The 19194-nt window shown below is 40.6% G+C and carries 17 protein-coding genes and 1 riboswitch; all 17 genes read left to right on the forward strand.

The window, feature by feature from the left end:
- Positions 1–122 precede the first annotated feature (122 nt).
- Positions 123–1655, forward strand: coding sequence for a spore germination protein (locus tag QNH29_RS12800; protein WP_283865135.1), 1533 nt, complete (start codon positions 123–125; stop codon positions 1653–1655).
- Positions 1656–1852: 197 nt separating this feature from the next.
- Positions 1853–2410 (forward strand): Ger(x)C family spore germination C-terminal domain-containing protein, encoded by a 558-nt coding sequence (locus QNH29_RS12805; protein WP_283865624.1) that lies wholly within the window; start codon positions 1853–1855, stop codon positions 2408–2410.
- Between the two features lie 274 nt (positions 2411–2684).
- Positions 2685–4352: a spore germination protein gene (locus QNH29_RS12810; protein WP_481858799.1), complete on the forward strand. Its 1668-nt coding sequence runs from the start codon at positions 2685–2687 to the stop codon at positions 4350–4352.
- A complete protein-coding gene (locus tag QNH29_RS12815; RefSeq protein WP_283865136.1) occupies positions 4300–5412 on the forward strand; it encodes a GerAB/ArcD/ProY family transporter in 1113 nt (370 codons plus the stop codon). Before QNH29_RS12810 ends, QNH29_RS12815 begins: the two co-directional genes overlap by 53 nt.
- A complete protein-coding gene (locus tag QNH29_RS12820; RefSeq protein ID WP_283865137.1) occupies positions 5393–6610 on the forward strand; it encodes a Ger(x)C family spore germination protein in 1218 nt (405 codons plus the stop codon). Before QNH29_RS12815 ends, QNH29_RS12820 begins: the two co-directional genes overlap by 20 nt.
- A gap of 22 nt (positions 6611–6632) precedes the next feature.
- Positions 6633–6833: a CLC_0170 family protein gene (locus QNH29_RS12825; protein WP_283865138.1), complete on the forward strand. Its 201-nt coding sequence runs from the start codon at positions 6633–6635 to the stop codon at positions 6831–6833.
- Positions 6834–7051: 218 nt separating this feature from the next.
- Complete coding sequence (gene nirB, locus QNH29_RS12830) at positions 7052–9460, forward strand: nitrite reductase large subunit NirB (RefSeq protein WP_283865139.1); 2409 nt, start codon at positions 7052–7054, stop codon at positions 9458–9460.
- Between the two features lie 17 nt (positions 9461–9477).
- Complete coding sequence (gene nirD, locus QNH29_RS12835; RefSeq protein ID WP_283865140.1) at positions 9478–9801, forward strand: nitrite reductase small subunit NirD; 324 nt, start codon at positions 9478–9480, stop codon at positions 9799–9801.
- A 137-nt stretch (positions 9802–9938) separates the two neighbouring features.
- The gene (gene cobA, locus QNH29_RS12840; RefSeq protein WP_283865141.1) at positions 9939–10712 is read left to right on the forward strand and encodes a uroporphyrinogen-III C-methyltransferase; all 774 of its coding nucleotides are present in this window, start codon (positions 9939–9941) and stop codon (positions 10710–10712) included.
- On the forward strand, positions 10696–11742 hold the full coding sequence (locus QNH29_RS12845; protein WP_283865142.1) for an anthranilate phosphoribosyltransferase: 1047 nt from the start codon (positions 10696–10698) through the stop codon (positions 11740–11742). The genes cobA (QNH29_RS12840) and QNH29_RS12845 overlap by 17 nt, the downstream gene beginning before the upstream one ends.
- A 139-nt stretch (positions 11743–11881) precedes the next feature.
- A riboswitch (SAM riboswitch) is annotated at positions 11882–11983 on the forward strand.
- Positions 11984–12053: 70 nt separating this feature from the next.
- Positions 12054–12770 carry a phosphoadenylyl-sulfate reductase gene (locus QNH29_RS12850; protein WP_283865143.1) on the forward strand — a complete coding sequence of 239 codons (717 nt, stop codon included), beginning with the start codon at positions 12054–12056 and terminating at the stop codon, positions 12768–12770.
- Positions 12771–12785: 15 nt separating this feature from the next.
- A complete protein-coding gene (locus tag QNH29_RS12855) occupies positions 12786–13844 on the forward strand; it encodes a sulfate permease (protein ID WP_283865144.1) in 1059 nt (352 codons plus the stop codon).
- A 109-nt stretch (positions 13845–13953) separates the two neighbouring features.
- A complete protein-coding gene (gene sat / locus QNH29_RS12860; protein ID WP_283865145.1) occupies positions 13954–15123 on the forward strand; it encodes a sulfate adenylyltransferase in 1170 nt (389 codons plus the stop codon).
- Between the two features lie 11 nt (positions 15124–15134).
- Positions 15135–15734 carry an adenylyl-sulfate kinase gene (gene cysC / locus QNH29_RS12865; RefSeq protein WP_283865146.1) on the forward strand — a complete coding sequence of 200 codons (600 nt, stop codon included), beginning with the start codon at positions 15135–15137 and terminating at the stop codon, positions 15732–15734.
- 30 nt (positions 15735–15764) lie between these two features.
- The gene (gene cobA, locus QNH29_RS12870; RefSeq protein WP_283865147.1) at positions 15765–16541 is read left to right on the forward strand and encodes a uroporphyrinogen-III C-methyltransferase; all 777 of its coding nucleotides are present in this window, start codon (positions 15765–15767) and stop codon (positions 16539–16541) included.
- 21 nt (positions 16542–16562) lie between these two features.
- Complete coding sequence (locus tag QNH29_RS12875; protein ID WP_283865148.1) at positions 16563–17288, forward strand: sirohydrochlorin chelatase; 726 nt, start codon at positions 16563–16565, stop codon at positions 17286–17288.
- A 99-nt stretch (positions 17289–17387) separates the two neighbouring features.
- Complete coding sequence (locus QNH29_RS12880; RefSeq protein WP_283865149.1) at positions 17388–19193, forward strand: assimilatory sulfite reductase (NADPH) flavoprotein subunit; 1806 nt, start codon at positions 17388–17390, stop codon at positions 19191–19193.
- The last annotated feature ends 1 nt before the right edge of the window (position 19194 follow it).

Consider the following 19194-nt stretch of genomic DNA (forward strand, 5'->3'; position numbering starts at 1 on the left):
GAATAGTTTAGCTATGAATAAACAATCCTAATAACGGAGGATTAGAGTTCAATAAGCATAAATTTGTAACATTATGACATTCCCTTGAAACAACAAGTGAGTTAGTAGGAGTGTTAGCGAATATGAAACGTCCAGTTGTTAATAAAATTAAAACAAATCATATAGAAATCAGCGAAGAGTTGTTTCAACAGGATGAAAGTATCAAAAAAAACTACTTTTCTGGAGATCTATTACTTGATATTCCTAAAATAAAAGCACTTTACTCTTATCCGAAAAATATAGACTTTACGGTAAGGGAATTCACTATTCATAGGATGGGGAGAAAGGCAGTTATATTCTTTATTCCATCTTTGACTGACACGAAATTAATCGAGGAGGAAATAATAACCCCTTTAATATCAGGTGCCAAAGACATTATCGATATCCCGTCTGCTATAAGTATCAGTACAATCAAAGAAGAGAAGGTCATATCCGGTGCAGTAAGTGAATTAAACACAGGAGCTACTTTGTTACTTGTTGAAGGTATAAGTGTGATTTATATCCTAAAAACGGATTCTGCAGCAGGAAGAAGTGTGGAAAAACCACAAAATGAAACAACGTTATTAGGTCCAAAAGAATCATTCGTTGAGAAAGCAGACCAAAATATTTCACTTATCCGGAAAAAAATTCGGTCAGAAGATTTTACTGTTGAAAAAATGATAATCGGCAGCCGCTCCCAAAATGAAGTCTATATCATTTACAACAAGGAATTAGTCGGAGGAAAAATCTTAACTGAAGTAAAATCAAGAATTGAGTCTGTTCAAAAAGATGCAGTACAAAACCTCGGTCTCCTGAATCAACATATAGAAGATCGATCAACCAGTTTATTTCCAACCATTTTGCAGACGGAAAGGCCGGACAGAGCTGCATCCTTTATCGAAGATGGTCACGATATTGTGGTGATGAACAACTCCCCGTTTGCGCTCGTAACACCAGCAACATTTTGGTCCTTTTATCATTCAGCCGACGATCATTATTTACGATTTATTTATGGGAATTTCACAAGACTTTTAAGAATGACTGCCATGTTTATTACCTTGTTTACCCCTGCTATTTATATTGCCATTACAAATTATCACATTGAAATGCTGCCCGCGGATTTACTCTTGGCGATCGCAGGTGCCCGTGAGATGGTCCCATTCCCAGCTATCTTAGAATTACTTTTAATGGAAATGGCCTTTGAATTAATACGGGAAGCGGGTATTAGGGTGCCAACTCCAATTGGTCCAACGATTGGCATTGTTGGTGCGTTAATATTAGGTCAGGCTGCAGTCGAGGCAAATTTAGTTAGTCCAATCGTCGTGATTGTTGTGGCATTAACTGGCCTCTCATCCTTTGCGATAAGTGATGTGAATTTGAATTATGCCATAAGGATAGCTCGATTTGGCTTTCTTTTATCCGCTAGTTTATTTGGTATATTCGGCATGGTGGGCATCTTTATGACAGGATTATTTTATTTATCGGTTGTTAAAACGTTCGGGGTCCCATATTTGGCGCCATTAACACCGAAGTACAAGTCTTCAAAAGATACATTATTTCGGAGAATATTAAAGAATGAAAAATTAAGACCAGCGTATGTCAAAACATACGAGGACACAAATTTTACCAGTTTATAATTGACCGTTCGATTGAAACTGGTTTAGTACCAGAGTCAACAATCAATCGACTATTAGCAATTACTGATGGAGACGCAGACCTATTTTTAGCGATCAAAGGCTCAATTGGTAAATAAAACAATGGTGATACATTTAAAGAAGAAGACCAATATTTAGCTGGGAGTGTTCCGAAAAAAGGTGGAAATCTGGTTCAGTTAATAGGTTCTGCCGTTTTTAAAGAAGGGAAAATGATTGGTAATTTAACAGGAGAAGAGACTCGAGTTGCTCTTCTCCTAGATAATACATCGAGGATTGAAGATATGTATGTGAGTTATCAAGATCCATTGAAAGAAAAATATGTGGTAGGGTGCAGGGTTAAGAAAAAAACGGCCACCAAGGTAAAAGTAAAATTACGAAAGGGACCTCCATTAATTAATGTCAGGGTACCTATTGAAATTGAAGTATTATCTACACCAAGTATGGAAAATTATGCTGAAGACTTAGAAAAACAGACGATCTTGAAGAAGCGGATTGAAAGTGAAACAGAAGAAAATTTAAGTAGACTTGTTAAGAGGACCCAAGATGAATTCAAATCAGAACCTTTTTATTGGTCTTTGCATGTGCGTCCGTTATTTAGTTCAACGAAAGAATACGAAAAGTGGGACTGGACAAATAAGAGATATCCTTTTGCAACGGTGAATTTACAGGTAGATGTAGAAATTGTCGGATTCGGTAAGCAAATGAAGGAATCTGAAATGGAAAAGGTGAGGGATTAGTTGTGCAGGTCATTTTATGGATTGTCGTGCTTTTTGGTGGAATTTACAGTTTTGCGCATGCTTTTTTCCTTCTTAAGGATAAAAATAAACTTGGTGCTTTCGGCATTACCTTAATTGGTTTAGCGATCTGCGCGTGTCCCTTTTTCATTAGATTAAAATAGTGCAGGAAAACAGAGGTCTATCTTGATCTCTGTTTTTTTAAACACTATTTCTAATGGCAGAGGGGGAATAAAATTGAGGAACTGGTAAAAATTATTAGTTAGGAGGTGGGAGTGTGTCCTTATTTCGACCGAAAAAACGAAATGTTAAAAAACCGCAATTGTTAACTCCAAGTAAACTGGTTTCACAAAAGGGAAACACACCAACTTCTAGCTTATTATCAGAGACAGAGCAGCAAATAAAAGATATTCTCGGTAATAATGAAGATTTAAAGTTGAAACATTTTAAAATCTTTGGCCAATTCTCAGCCGCTTGCGTCTATTTTTCAAGTTTAATTAATAAGGATTCACTTAATAAGGATATACTAAAGCCCCTTATGTATGAACCGGAACATCTTATCGGAAAAGAAAAACCACTTACCCAATTAATCGATATAATCCTAACAGAAACTCTATACCATAGTGAGGCGAAGGTTGGATACTGTTTGGACGAGTTAATTGAGCTGCTGCTACGTGGTGAAACTGTGATTATTATTGATGGAATAAAGGAAGCCATTCATATTGGGACACGAAAAGTGGAAAAAAGAGCGATTGACCAACCGCAAACAGAACAGGTCATTCTGGGCCCACGGGAAGGTTTTATTGAAAGTATCGCTACTAATATTGCCCTTTTAAGATACAGACTTCCGACACCAGACTTCCAAGTGAAAACGATGAAAATCGGCCGTCTGACAAAATCAACGGTGGCCATTTGTTACCTTAAAGGAATTGCAAACGAAACGGTCATTAAAGAAGTAGAAAAAAGGCTGTCTGAGATTGATATTGATGCCATTCTTGATGTAGGGTATCTAGAACAATTTATTGAAGATAATCCCTTTTCACCGTTTCCTCAGACTCAATCCACAGAAAGACCTGATAAAACGGTGGCAAATTTAATAGAGGGGCGGGTGGCCATTCTCGTCGATGGATCTCCTTTTTCTTTAATGGTTCCAGTAGTTTTTAATCAATTCTATCAAACGACAGAAGATTATTCATCAAGGTTTTTGATGGGAAGCTTTGTTAGACTGGCCAGGATTTTGGCATTAGTATTTTCGCTCGTTTTTCCATCACTGTATGTATCCCTGATAGCCTTTAATCCGGAACTGCTGCCGACAGAATTTGCAGTAGCAGTTGCGGGCGGTCGGGCAGGGGTTCCTTATCCAGCAGTAATCGAAGTTTTAATTATTGAAGTCGCGATGGAAATATTACGAGAAGCCACCGTACGGCTTCCAAAACAAGTAGGGGGAGCTTTATCGATTGTCGGGGTGCTGGTAATTGGACAGGCGGCAGTTGAGGCAGGTTTATCGAGCCCCATTACTGTAGTGGTCATCGCCTTAACCACGATTGGTTCGTTTGCGACTCCCACGTATACAGCAGCTTTTGCATTACGGATGCTCAGATTTCCAATCATGATATTGGCGGGTATTTTCGGACTATATGGGGTAATGGTAGGTGTTATCTTTATATTTAATCATATGCTTTCATTAAAATCGTTTGGTGTCCCATATATGGCACCTGTTTCTCCATCAGATTATGAGGGAATGAAAGATGTTGTGGTACGAAGTCCATTATGGTGGATGCCAAAAAGACCCAATTTTCTTCATCCGTCTAACCGTTCTAGAATTTCAGAAAGAGATAATAAGATGTTAGAGCATAACAAACTTGGAAATGATCAGCGGGAGGGTATGAGTAATGGGGGATCCGAAGGAGATCACAACACTTCAAGCCACAACGATCTTAATTAGTACGATTATTGGGGTCGGCGTTCTCCCCCTGCCTTTGTTTGCTGTCAGAGCAGGGGAAACAAGTGCTCCATTTGTCACCCTAAATGGTATTGTATTTGCAGCAATTGGATTAATGATCTTAACCTATCTTGGGATTCGGCACCCCAAAAAAACGATTATTACCTATAGTCAAGATATCATTGGGAAATGGCTGGGAAAGAGTTTTAGTCTATTTGTCATCCTCTTTTTTTTAGTATTAACCAGCTTAACTGCACGGGAATTTGGTGCAGTTGTCGTAACGGCAGTACTTAGGGAAACACCTTTGGAAGTAACTGTTATTGTCATGCTTTTACTAGCGTCCATTAGCTGTCGAAACAATATCAATGTTTTTGCGTATATCCACAATCTTTATGTTCCTATGATATTGGCACCCGTTTTAATTGTGGTGGCATTTTCTTTGAAGAATGCCAATCTCTTATATTTGCGTCCGATATTTTTCGGAAATGATATTCGAAATATGGCTGGAGGTATGCTTACTGTTTCAGCACTATTTCAGGGATCCTTCATTATTACGATGATAATTCCCTCCATGAAATTTCCAAAAAAAGCAATGAAAGCTAGCCTTTGGGGCATCCTGATTTCAGGGGGGTTATACCTATTAATAGTGATTGCTACGGTGGCTATTTTTGGCCCGGAAGAAATTAAACAAATCTTTTGGCCAACGTTAGAACTAGCGCGGACAACAGCAGTGCCAGGGAATATCCTGCAAAGGTTGGATATCATCTTTTTGGCGGTTTGGGTATTGGCTGTTTTTACTACTTTATTCTCAAGTTACTACTTTACTATTCATTCCATCAAGGAGCTGTTCAGTCTTAAGGACCATAAAGTGCTCTCCTATTTTATTTTGCCATTTGTATTTTTTTTGGCGATGGCACCGCAAAACATTTTACATATGTATGAGATTATTCAATTTTTTGGAAGAACGGGTTTGCTTATTACGATTATGTATCCAGCATTACTTTTATTAATAGATTTCCTCAAAGGCTGGAGGAGGAAAAAAAATGTGGCAAAATTATCGTAAAATAACAATGCTAATGTTGTTTTCTATCCTCATCTCGTTCCTCTCAGGATGCTGGGACAGCAGGGAAATTGAAAAAAGAGCAAATGTATTGGCGATTGGTGTGGATCTAGCAAGTGAAAAGGAACGGAAAAACGAGGATGAAATCTCTCACTTTAAAGAAAAGTTTCCGAAGCCTGATGAACAAATGATTAAGGTTACAGCCCAAATTGCAGTTCCTGGAGAAATACCACTGGGTCCTCAGCAGCCTGGGGGTTCTGCTAAGCCTGTATTGGTGATAGAGGTTGTTGGCCATACCTTTCAGGATGCCATGTTAAGTCTGCAGCAGGAAGTTGCAGATGAATTGTTTCTAGGTCATTTACGGATTATTGTCCTAAGCGAGGAAATAGCAAGAACTGGAACAAGCCGTTTTAATGATTTTCTAAGACGTAATCCCGAAATTCGCAGAACTGCTTCTCTAGTGATTTCAAAAGAATCCGCTTCAAAATATATGAAATTAACACCAGAGTTGGAACGTATACCATCCCTTTACCTAGCAGACATGGTCGATAATTTGTCCGCAATGGGAAAATATCCGCCCAGCTTCATCGGTCTTTTTTGGACCATATACTCTAGTAAAGGTCAGGATCCTTATCTTCCATATTTAAAACTAAGAGGAAACTCAACCATACAACTTAACGGTCTGGCATATTTTCATGGTGATAAGATGGTCGGTAAGATCAATCCGTTGGAGATAGGTGTTTTTATGTCCGTAATAGGAATTGGCAGAGGCGGTTATGGTGCCTTTGCCGAGGTACCCGGGAAGGATGAATCCGTTTTAATAAGGACAGTCAGCCGCAATACAAGAACGAAAGTCAGTATTAAGAATGGTAAACCGCATGTCTCCATTAAGGTTCAGTATGAAAGTGAAATTGATGAAAAGGAAAGTGCAGGTATTAAGCTATCGGATTCAGCAACATTGAAAAAAATTGAAAAAGCAACCTCTAAAGATGCCAAAAATGCAATGGAAAAATTATTAGCAACGACTCAGAAAAGAAAATCTGATATCTTTGGGTTTGGTGAACATTTTCGTGCCAAACTACCGAACTATTGGAACAAAAACGTAAAAACAAAAGATAACTGGGAGGAAATCTTTCAAAATGTTACGTTTGATGTAAAGGTTGACTCCCATATTCACCGTGTTGGAATGAAGTCAAAATAATTCGAAGGCAGGAGGTCCCCCAATGTATATCGGCTATTTATCATATGTGATTTTAATTTGCTGGGTAACAGGAGGATTAATCCTATTAACCGAGGTAAAAGCATACAAAAATGCTTCGCTAAAAAAAGAACAGAAGGTGTCAAAATTTTTAGGATGGGTCAATATTTCAATTGGCTTTGGTTTACTGGCTGCGGAATTCATATACTCTCATTTCATCTGGTGATTAATTTTTTTGGACTTCAATTCAGAAGTCCATTTTTTATGGATATTTTTGCAGGAATGTATCCGTTATCACCGTGATGAACTAAGGTTTTTACGGTGATTTAGCAGGGAAAAGCCGTAAAATAGTGTGTTAGAAAACCTTCCAAAAACATGTAAATAAAGTTGCCATGATGTTATAAATAATTCAGACAATTCAAAACAAAAAGGAAGGTGTTTCTCATGATAAAACAAAAGCTAGTTCTTATAGGGAATGGAATGGCAGGGGTAAGAGTAATTGAAGAAGTGTTAAAAATCAATCCAAATGGATTTGAAATTACGATTTTTGGAGCTGAACCTTATCCGAATTATAACCGAATTCAATTATCAAAGGTCCTTCAGGGCGGGACTTCGGTAAGTGATATTACCTTAAATGACTGGGAATGGTACGAAGATAATAGGATCCGTTTTTATCCCGGAGAGACGGTAACAGCCATTGACACAAAAATGCAGACGGTTAGTACCGATAAAGGGCGAAAAGAATCCTATGACCAATTAATCATAGCGACAGGCTCTAACCCATTCATGCTGCCACTACCAGGGGCAGATAAGGAAGGGGTTAAGGCGTTTCGTAATATTAAAGACTGCGAAGAGATGATTGAATATTCAAAAAAGTTTAAGAAAGCGGCCGTGATTGGCGGAGGTTTACTTGGATTGGAAGCAGCAAGAGGACTTCTTAACCTCGGAATGGAGGTGGATGTCATCCATATTTATGATTACTTAATGGAGCGCCAGTTAGATCGGACCGCAGGGAAATTGCTGCAAACAGAATTAGAAAAACAAGGTATGAAGTTTCTTTTACAAAAAAACACTGCAGAAATTACAGGCAGAAAACATGTCACAGGAGTTAAGTTCTCGGATGGCACCAGAATTAAAGCGGATTTAGTCGTGATGGCGGTAGGGATTAAACCGAATGTCGCGTTGGCACAGGAAGCGGGGATACCGGTTAACCGAGGAATCTTGGTGAATGATTATTTAGAGACAGATATCCCGCATGTGTTTGCGGTAGGGGAATGTGCCGAGCACCGAGGTATTGCCTACGGATTAGTGGCACCGCTATATCAGCAAGGACAAGTATTAGCGAAAAGACTCTGTGGAATACAGGATGAAGGCTATCAAGGTTCGGTACTATCGACCCAATTAAAGGTATCTGGTGTTGATGTTTTCTCAGCAGGAAAAATCAATGAAGATGAGCATACAAAAGTATATAAAATGTACGACGATTGGAATGGTGTTTATAAAAAAGTACTCATTGAAGACGGTAAGATTACAGGTGCTGTCATGTTTGGTGATACAAAGGATGGAAATAAGATATTTGATTTTATAAAGAAAGGGGCACTAATTGAGGAGTATCTTGAAGCTTCTCAAAGTGATCAGGCTGAGACAAATTTAGCTGCCAGCATGTCAGATGAAGAAATTATTTGCGGCTGTAACGGTGTTACGAAAGGAAGTATTGTAGAGGCAATTAAAGCAAATGGTTTAACGACAGTGGATCAGGTGAAAGGCTGTACGAATGCTTCACGTTCGTGCGGTGGCTGTAAATCACTTGTGTCCGATTTACTCGCCTGTACACTTGGGGAGCAATATCAGACTGACCAAAAGGAAGCAATCTGCGGCTGCACCACATTAACAAGAGAAGAAGTATTGGCAGAAATTCGTGAAAAGGGTCTCACCCATATTCGGGAAATCATGAACGTGCTGGAGTGGAAGACAGATGGCTGTTCGAAATGTAAACCAGCTTTAAATTATTACTTAGGAATGATTCATCCACTAAAATATCAGGATGAACGAGAAGCAAGATATGTCAATGAAAGAATGCATGCCAATATCCAAAAAGATGGAACCTATTCCGTTGTTCCTAGAATGTATGGCGGTGTAACAACCTCAGATGACTTACGTAAAATTGCCGATGTCGCTGATAAATATAAGGTAGGCATGATAAAGGTTACAGGCGGCCAGCGAATTGACTTACTTGGTGTATATAAAGAAGACCTGCCAAAGATTTGGGCAGAACTTGATATGCCATCAGGATCAGCCTACTCAAAAGGACTTCGTACAGTCAAAACATGTGTAGGTGAAAATTACTGCCGATTTGGAACACAGGATTCAATTGGAATGGGAATTAGACTTGAAAGAAAGTTTGAAGGCTTAAACACTCCACATAAAGTGAAAATGGCAGTGTCGGCGTGCCCGCGTAACTGTGCAGAAAGCGGAATTAAAGATGTTGGAATTGTCGGTGTAGAAGGTGCTTGGGAAATGTATGTCGGCGGTAACGGCGGGACACATCTTCGTGAAGCTGATTTATTGTTTAAGTTCAAAACAGGTGATGAGTTGGTCGAAATGATTGGAGCCTTCCTCCAATATTATCGTGAAAGTGCAAAATACCTAGAAAGGACTTCAGCATGGGTGGAGCGCTTAGGAGTAGACCGGATCAGAGAGGTATTATCGGACGAATTAATGGTAAGGGAATACAATAATCGAATCGATGAGGCGTTGTCTGTTGTTCAAGATCCATGGAAAGAAGCAATTAATAATAAAAACCTTTTAAGAGACTTATATCAAAATGTAAAGATTCCAGTAGAAACAAAATAATGGAGGGAGTGGTTCAGATGGAAAAAACAATACGACGAATTTTCATCGGGGAAGTAGCAGATTTACCACAAAAGTTAGGAAAAACAGTCATCGCAGGCAATAAGGAAATCGCAGTTTTTAAAACAGAAAATGGCGATATCAGAGCCATTGAAAACCGTTGTCCTCATAAAGGCGGCGTCCTTGCAGAAGGTATACTAAGCGGGGAATATGTATTTTGCCCTATGCACGATTGGAAGATCAGTGTAAAGGACGGCATGGTTCAGGCGCCGGACGTAGGGTGCGTTCAGACTTACCCTGTTGAAGTCAAGAGTGATCTAGTCTATGTCTTGATTAGAGAATAGATGTTGGAAGTTTTTCGATAGGTTAATAGCGCCCTAACCAAAACTTAAAGAGTCGGTTAGGTCACTAAGAACAGTCCAAAGTGACTTAATCAGATATTCGGTTACCAAGTACACAGCGATAAGAAGGAGCGATGGTTATGGGGAAAGCGTATATTGTTGGTGCAGGTCCCGGTGATCCGGAATTAATTACAGTAAAAGCATTACGATGTATTCAGGAAGCAGATGTAATTCTTTATGACCGGCTGGTGAATCCAGAACTTTTAAAGGAAGCTAAGCAGGATTGCCATCTCATTTACTGCGGGAAACAACCAAATTATCATACCTTACAGCAGGAAACGATCAACCATCTGTTAGTCAAATACACCAAACAGGGAAAAAACGTAGTGCGATTAAAAGGCGGCGATCCGTTCGTTTTTGGACGCGGAGCGGAGGAGGTCGAAGCCCTGGCGGCAAATGGGCTTCAGGTTGAAGTAGTTCCAGGGATAACTGCAGGGGTAGCAGCCCCTGCATATGCTGGAATCCCGATTACACATCGAGAATTAGGCAGTTCTTTTGCTGTCGTCACCGGGCATAAGCCGAAGGGAAAACCTAGCGATATTAATTGGAAGAGCCTGGCAGAAGCGGTCGACACGCTGGCAATTTATATGGGAATCACCAACCTCCCATATATTTGCGAGGAATTAATCAAGCATGGAAAAAAGCAAGATACCCCAGTTGCCATCATTCAGCAAGGGACTACATTGGCACAGCGTACGGTCACAGGGACACTGAGTTCCATTGTTAGTGTGGTGGAAAAAGAGGGGATTCAAAATCCTGCAATGATTGTTGTTGGAGAAGTCGTCACCTTCCGTGATAAAATAAGTTTACTAGAAGCAGAGGGGAAGGCAGAAAACTATGCAACAATGGCTTAAAGAAGTCGCAAGAGGAAAAAGAGGGTCCAAAGACTTAGACTATCACCAAACAAAAGAAGTCGCACAATCTATTATTAGTGGCAAAGCAACAGACGCCCAAATTGCAGCCTATCTGATTGCACTCCGCTTAAAAACGGAATCACCGGAGGAACTACTTGCTTTTGTACATGCCTATCAGGATGTAAGTCATAAACTAGATGAGTCAAACCAGTCACGGATTGATTTAGCCAGTCCGTATAATGGCAGGAACTCTTTTACTGGAAGTATACCAACTGCAATTTTGATGGCTGAATACGGGTTGCCAGTATTTTTACATGGAAGTGATTCACTTCCTCCTAAATATGGAACGACAATCATGGAAATCCTTTTACAATTAGGTCTGGATGTTAACCAATCCAAGCGAGGATTGGCGAAAACAATGAGTGAAGCAGGTATTGCTTTTGGAAATAGCGAGGAATATTGCCCGAGTTTAGGGGAACTGCGCAGGATTCGTAAGGAGCTTGGGGTAAGAACTCTCTTTAATACAGTAGAGAAGCTATTGAACCTGGCAAAGGCAGATTCATTAATGATGGGGGCTTATCATCGGACAGCAATTAACAAAATCGCACCTATTTTTAAAGAACTTTCCTTTAAAAATGTCTATATTGTCCAAGGGATGGAAGGCTCTGAGGATTTACCTGTTCACCGTAATAGCTTTATTTATAAAATCACTGATAATAAGATTGAATCATCTATTGTTAAACCTGAGGATTATGGCCTGTTGGCAGAAGAATTTGATAAAGAAATTAAGTTATCTGCACATGAACAGTCTGACATTACCCTGGCGATTCTAAGCGGAGAACAAACGAAATCAGTTCAGCCCTATTACAATCAAGTCTTATTTAATACGGGTATTAGGTATTACCTATTCGGCGCCGTCAATAGTATAGAAGATGGTATAGAGATAGCGAAACAACAACTAACGGAACAACGCGGATTAAGACAACTCGAAAAATGGAAAACAAGTCAGCGTGAAAATATTATTTCCTAACAAAACGTTCTGGACGATATATCGTCTAGGGCGTTTTTGTTTAACCGGATATTGAGGGAAATTTATTTTTCTAAATTTTTATTTTTCTTATTTACATAAATCCTATTGGTATGGTAGGATTAATCACAACAATTACCATAACTTATCAAGAGAGGCTGAGGGACTGGTCCTATGAAGCCCGGCAACCTGCTGTGCAAGGTGCTAATTCCAGCAAAATGATCTTCATTTTGGGAGATAAGGCGTTAAACTTTCGTGAGATGCCTGTCCTTTTAGGAAAGGCTTTTTTGATGAACAAAGGAGGATTGTAGTAAATGACTACACCAGTTACGTATGAAAATTGGAATCAAATATCCCAAAATTTTTCAATTGAGGATAAGACGAAGGGAGCAAAAGCTGTATTAGAGTGGGCTTATAGCTCTTATCCTGATGATCAAATTGTGTATGCATCCAGTTTTGGTGCAGAAGCAATTGTATTAATCGATCTCATCCAACAGGTTAAGCCTGACGCGCATATCGTATTCTTGGATACAGGCTTACATTTTCCAGAAACATATGAGGTTATTAACAAAATAGAAAGGCGTTTTCCAACACTAAACATTGAGCGTAAACTGCCGAAGCTGACATTGGATGAACAGCGTGAACAATATGGATCTGCACTATGGAAAAGGGAACCTAACCAATGCTGTAACATCCGTAAAGTTATTCCGTTAAAGGAAACACTGAGTGCTAAACAAGCGTGGATTTCAGGGCTTCGCAGGGAACAGTCACCAACAAGAGCAAACACTCAATTTCTTAATAAAGATGATAAGTTTCAGAATATTAAAATCTGTCCGCTTATCCACTGGACATGGGATGAGGTTTGGGCCTATATCAAGGAGAAAGAACTCCCCTACAATACCTTGCATGATCAAAATTACCCTAGTATCGGCTGCTTTCCTTGTACACAGCCAACTGCTGCTGATGGTGATTCACGTGCAGGTCGCTGGGCGGGAAGCGGCAAGACGGAGTGTGGCTTACACACATCCTAAAAGGGGGCTTTTAATTTGCTCACAATTATTGCAGTTACGATAGGATTATTTTTTGCAATAAATATTGGTGCCAGCGGTGCAGCTGCTTCAATGGGAATTTCTTATGGAGCAGGAGTAGTGAAGAAAAGACTGGCATTGTTACTATGTGGAATTACCGTTTTCCTCGGCGCCTGGCTTGGCGGAGGGGAAGTAGTCAAAACGATTGGCAGCGGAATTGTTCCAAACAGCACGTTTACCATTCCGATTGCTCTGATTGTTTTAGCGTCAGCCGCACTTTCTTTGTTTTTAGCGAATGTTTTCGGAATCCCGCTATCTACGAGTGAAGTAGCAGTAGGATCGGTAGTAGGCGCCGGAATCGTTTATCAATCCGTGTTTGTTGGTAAACTTGCATGGATTATGCTTTTTTGGCTGCTCACTCCTTTCGCAGCATTCTTTATTGCCATCCTTGCTGCGAATATATTAAAGATTAAGACGCTGAAACGTTGGATGGAAGCTCCGAAAGCCATTCCTGTTCTTTCCGTACTTGTCGTATGCATGGGATTATTTGAAGCTTTCTCAGCAGGGATGAACAATGTAGCCAACGCGGTTGGACCTTTAGTCGGGGCTGACATCATGTCGACGAGTAGCGGCATTTTCTGGGGCGGACTTTTTGTTGCAGCCGGTGCGATTTTTTTAGGCCATCGTGTTCTTGAAACGAATGGTAAGAAAATTACCACGTTACGACTCGAAGAGGGCTGTGTCATTTCTGGAACGGGAGCAGCGATTGTGACTGCTGCCTCCATTTTTGGTATTCCTGTCCCATTGACACAAATCACAACATCATCGATTATCGGCATCGGCTTTGCCAAGCACGGCAAGTCTGTTTTAAAAAAGAATATAGTCGTTCAGCTTCTAACTGTTTGGATTGTTTCACCTGTGTTATCGATGGTGCTTTCCTATACTCTGATTCAAATGTTAATAGAGCATAACTTCTATCCGATTGTCGCAATGGCAGGTGTTTTAATCTCCGTTTTCGGAGTTTCATCACTGATGAAAAAATCCAACCAACCAGTTGCTGAAGCAGCCGAAAAGTAGGTTATGAGTTTCGCAGATTAACTAGTTTGATTTCACCGATAAATACTATTCTTTTATTTATCGCTGATATATATCTCTAATTTAGAGGATTTTTTATAAAAAACATTCAATGAAGAAAGGTATGATTCTGTTGTCATTTTTACCAGCACCTCATGGAGGTAAACTAATTGAAGCATTTGATCCAAACTATGATGTAACATCCATCGAAAAAGAACTTGAAATCGACACCATTGCCTTAAGTGACCTTGAGTTAATCGGTGTTGGGTTATTTAGTCCACTAACCGGTTTCCTTGGGAAAGCCGATTATGAAAATGTCGTGGAAAACATGCGTCTTGCAGACAATACGATTTGGTCTATTCCGGTTACTCTTCCTGTTTCGCATGAAACAGCAGCAACACTTGAAGTTGGGGAAAAAATCAAGCTTGTTTATAATAACGAGGTTTATGGAGTTATTACCGTTTCAGAATGGTATGAACCGAATCTAGATAAAGAAGCAGTTGAAGTATATAAAACACTTGAAATTGCACATCCGGGAGTTAAGCGTCTATATGAAAGAGGACCTGTCTATGTGGCAGGGGATGTCGTTTTGGTAAAAAAACCGGAAAAAGGAATCTTCGGTGATGTATGGTTCGAGCCGAAAGAAACACGTGCATTGTTTGAAGAAAAAGGCTGGAAGACAGTTGTAGGATTCCAAACTAGAAATCCAATTCACCGTGCTCATGAGTACATTCAAAAAGCAGCACTTGAAACAGTTGATGGACTTTTTGTTAATCCGCTTGTAGGGGAAACAAAGTCTGATGATATCCCTGCTGATGTTCGTCTAAAAAGCTATCGTGTCCTACTTGAAAATTATTACCCGGCAGAACGTGTACAGCTTGGTGTTTACCCAGCAGCGATGAGATATGCAGGTCCAAGAGAAGCGATCTTCCATGCAATAGCACGTAAGAATTTTGGGTGCACTCATTTTATCGTTGGCCGTGATCATGCTGGTGTAGGCAATTATTATGGTACGTACGATGCGCAGTTAATTTTTAGTGAATTCCCTGAAGGGGAGCTTGGCATAAAACCATTATTCTTTGAACATAGCTTCTATTGCACAAAGTGTGAAGGAATGGCTTCTGATAAAACTTGCCCGCACAGCAATGAAGACAGAGTAATCCTTTCTGGAACAAAAGTCAGAGAATTGCTTCGTGCAGGACAGCTTCCTCCATCCACATTCAGCCGTAAAGAGGTTGTTGAAGTGTTGATTGAAGGAATGAAAGAAGAAACGCACGTTTAGGGGGAGAAATCATGACAAAAGCAACGAATATCACTTGGCATGCTAGTACAGTTACAAAATCCGACCGTCATGCTCAAAATGGTCATGGAAGCTGTGTACTATGGTTTACAGGTCTTTCAGGTTCTGGTAAATCGACGATTGCCAACGCTGTATCAAGCGCGTTATACCGTCAGGGAATTAATGAATATGTACTAGATGGTGATAATATCCGCCACGGATTAAACAAGGACCTTGGTTTTTCAGATCATGACCGGACAGAGAATATAAGACGAATTGGCGAAGTTGCCAAATTGTTTGTTGACAGCGGTGCAGTTGTAACTACAGCTTTTATCTCGCCATTCCGTTCAGACCGCGACCAGGTTCGAGAAATTTTTGAAGAAGGCGAGTTTATTGAAGTTTTTGTTGACTGTCCACTTAATGAGTGTGAAAAGCGTGATCCAAAGCAGCTATATGCAAAAGCTCGCCGCGGGGAAATAAAGGATTTCACTGGGATTGATTCCCCATATGAAGCACCGGAATTCCCAGAAATTACAGTTCGTTCAGATCTTTTAACAGTGGAAGAGGCTGTGGAACAAATTTTAAGGTACTTACAAGAAAAAAACATTCTCTAACATGAGTCGGTAAGAAAGGATGGTTGATCAATGGTTGGCAAGGTTTATTTAGTAGGTGCGGGTCCTGGAGATCCAGATTTAATTACAGTAAAGGGATTGCGCTGCCTCAAGCAAGCTGATGTCATCCTCTATGATCGGCTGGTAAATCCTGAGCTTTTGGAGAATGCAAAAGAGGGAGCGCAACTTGTCTATTGCGGCAAGCTCCCACATTATCATACAATGAAGCAGGAGACAATTAATCATTTCTTGGTGAAATATGCCAAAAAGGGGTACCAGGTGGTTCGCTTAAAAGGAGGAGACCCTTTTGTTTTCGGACGTGGGGGCGAAGAAGCGGAAGAATGCGCGAAGCATAATGTTCCGTTTGAAGTTGTTCCAGGCATCACGGCTGGAATCGCTGCTTCAGCATATGCAGGAATTCCTGTTACCCATCGAAACTTAAGTAAAAGTTTCGCATTTATCACCGGACACCAAGCTGGTGATGCCTGTGCCGAACATCAATGGGCACATTTGGCAAAGGGTGTAGATACAATTTGTGTGTATATGGGAGTATCTCATCTATCAACCATAACCAAACAATTAATGCTTAACGGTAAATCGCCGCAGACTCCGATTGCTCTAATTCATTGGGGGACATTAAGCGGCCAGAGGATCGTGACAGGAACGCTTGAGACTATTGAGGAAGTGGTGGAAAGAGAGCAGATTACCAACCCAAGCATGATTGTGATTGGCGAGGTTGTTACCCTCCACAAAAAATTGAATTGGTTTCAAGAAGAAATTGTACCAAATATTCCAGCAGCCAACCGGTAACAACAGAAGGGAGCACGTTGTATGAAAGCAATTCTTTATATCGGCCACGGTACCCGTTCAAAAAAAGGAGCGGTAGAGATTAGAGCCTTTATCGACAAGGTTAAGGCACGAATTGATGTACCGATTCAGGAACTCAGTTTCCTTGAGTTAACAGAGCCGCTGATTGAAGAAGGCTTTGTTGCATGTGTCGAGCAGGGTGCAACGGAAATAGACGTTGTTCCACTGTTTCTTTTAGCAGCCGGACACATCAAACTGGATATCCCTGAAGCCTTGGCACCCTTGATTTCCCTATATCCTACTATTCCGGTAAAAATAAAGAATCCGTTTGGTGTACAGGAAGTTATTTTGGATGGTGTCGCTGAGTTGATAAAGGATTCTGCAGGTGAAATTGCACCTAATGACAGGTTATTAATCGTCGGGGTAGGCAGCAGTGACCCGGATGTTCACGTAAACTTTGGGAAGATTGCACATGGTCTCGGGGATCGGCTCAGACCAGAAAGTGTTTCCGTTTGCTATTTAGCAGCGACTGAACCAAAGTTAAATGAGGGGTTGGAGTCTATATCGGAAGGAGCCGAAGGCCGGGTAATTGTCGTTCCTTATATGCTGTTTACAGGTCTCCTTTTAGCTGAATTAAACAAAATCGTTCGGACCCGTCAAAAAGAAGGTCAAAGGATCCTTTGTACCGCAGCTTTAAGCAGCCATACGGTCATTGAGGATATCGTTATTGAACGTGCGGTTGGTGAGTAGAGAGTAGAAACTTAGTCTTTAAATGAACAAATAATAATCTTACAGTTTCTAAAAAGTACTGTATGATAGAGTTTATATTCCATAGTGAGGTGGATAACGTTGCAACTTCAGGTAATGAACAGTCCGTTTAATCAGGAGCAGGCGGAACTCCTAAATCGTCTTTTACCTACTTTTACTGAATCACAAAAAGTGTGGTTGAGCGGGTATCTTGCGGGTGCAGCTTCTGCGCCATTGGCTTCAGTCCTCGGTGTGCCAAGCCAGCAAGGAATCTCAGAAGGTACAGCTTCAAAAGAAGTGACCATTCTTTACGGTTCACAGTCAGGTAATGCGCGAGGATTAGCAAAAAAGGCTAGCACGACACTTGAGGGGAAAGGGTTCCAAGTAACGGTTTCCGCCATGAGTGATTTTAAGCCTAACAATATTAAGAAAGTAAAAAATCTACTTATAGTAGTAAGTACCCACGGCGAAGGCGATCCACCGGATAATGCGCTAACTTTCCATGAGTTTCTACACGGAAAACGAGCTCCTAAGCTTGAGGACTTAAACTTTTCAGTCTTATCTCTTGGAGATAGCTCATATGAATTTTTCTGTGAAACAGGAAAACAATTTGACGCCCGTTTAGAGGAACTAGGAGGTACTCGACTTTATCCACGTTTCGACTGTGATCTAGATTACGATGAGCCGGCATCAGAGTGGCTCACAGGCGTGATTAGCAGCCTAGGTGAAGCTAAGGGTGGAGTTCCTGTATTAACTCAGGGTGCAGCTGCTCAAACTGTTGAATCAACTTATTCAAGAACAAATCCGTTTAGAGCAGAAGTGCTGGATAATCTCAACTTAAACGGCCGGGGATCGAATAAAGAAACAAGACACCTTGAGTTATCGCTTGAAGGCTCTGGTCTTAGTTTCGAACCAGGAGATAGTCTAGGAATCTATCCGGAAAATGATCCAGAACTAGTTGACTTGCTTTTGGAAGAATTGAAATGGAACCCAGAAGAGAGTGTAACCATTAATAAACAAGGTGAGGTTCTTTCGTTAAAAGATGCGTTAAAGACTTATTATGAGATTACAACATTAACAAAGCCGCTACTTGAAAAAATTGCGAAGCTTACTGTAAACAGCGGATTTCAGGAATTTCTGAATGACAGTGAAAAAGTGAAATCATATCTTGAAGGACATGATTTACTAGATGTTGTTCGCGAATTTGGACCGGTTAATAGCTCTCCTCAAGAGTTCGTATCCATTCTTAGAAAAATGCCAGCACGATTATACTCGATTGCAAGCAGTTTAAATGCAAATCCTGATGAAGTTCATTTAACGATAGGTGCTGTACGGTACAACGCCTTCGGTCGTGATCGCAAAGGTGTTTGCTCCATTTATACAGCAGAACGATTACAGCCAGGAGACACGGTACCAATCTATATTCAACACAATGAAAACTTTAAGCTGCCATCCAATCCTGAAGCACCAATTATTATGGTAGGACCAGGAACAGGTGTAGCACCGTTCCGTTCCTTTATGCAAGAACGCGAGGAAGCAGGTGCGGAAGGTAAATCTTGGATGTTCTTTGGGGACCAGCATTTTGTGACAGATTTCCTTTATCAAACAGAATGGCAAAAATGGTTAAAAGACGGTGTATTAACGAGAATGGATGTTGCTTTTTCACGTGACACAGCTGAAAAAGTTTATGTGCAGCACCGTATGCTCGAACAAAGCAAAGAATTATTCCAGTGGCTTCAAGATGGGGCTTATGTATACATTTGCGGTGATGAAAAACACATGGCACATGACGTCCATCAAACACTAATTCACATTATCGAAAAAGAAGGAAGCTTGAGCCGAGAAGAGGCGGAAGCCTACTTAACAGATATGCAGCAGCAAAAACGGTACCAGCGCGATGTCTATTGAT

The sequence above is a fragment of the Neobacillus sp. DY30 genome (genome assembly GCF_030123065.1).
Classification (GTDB): Bacteria; Bacillota; Bacilli; order Bacillales; family Cytobacillaceae; genus Neobacillus.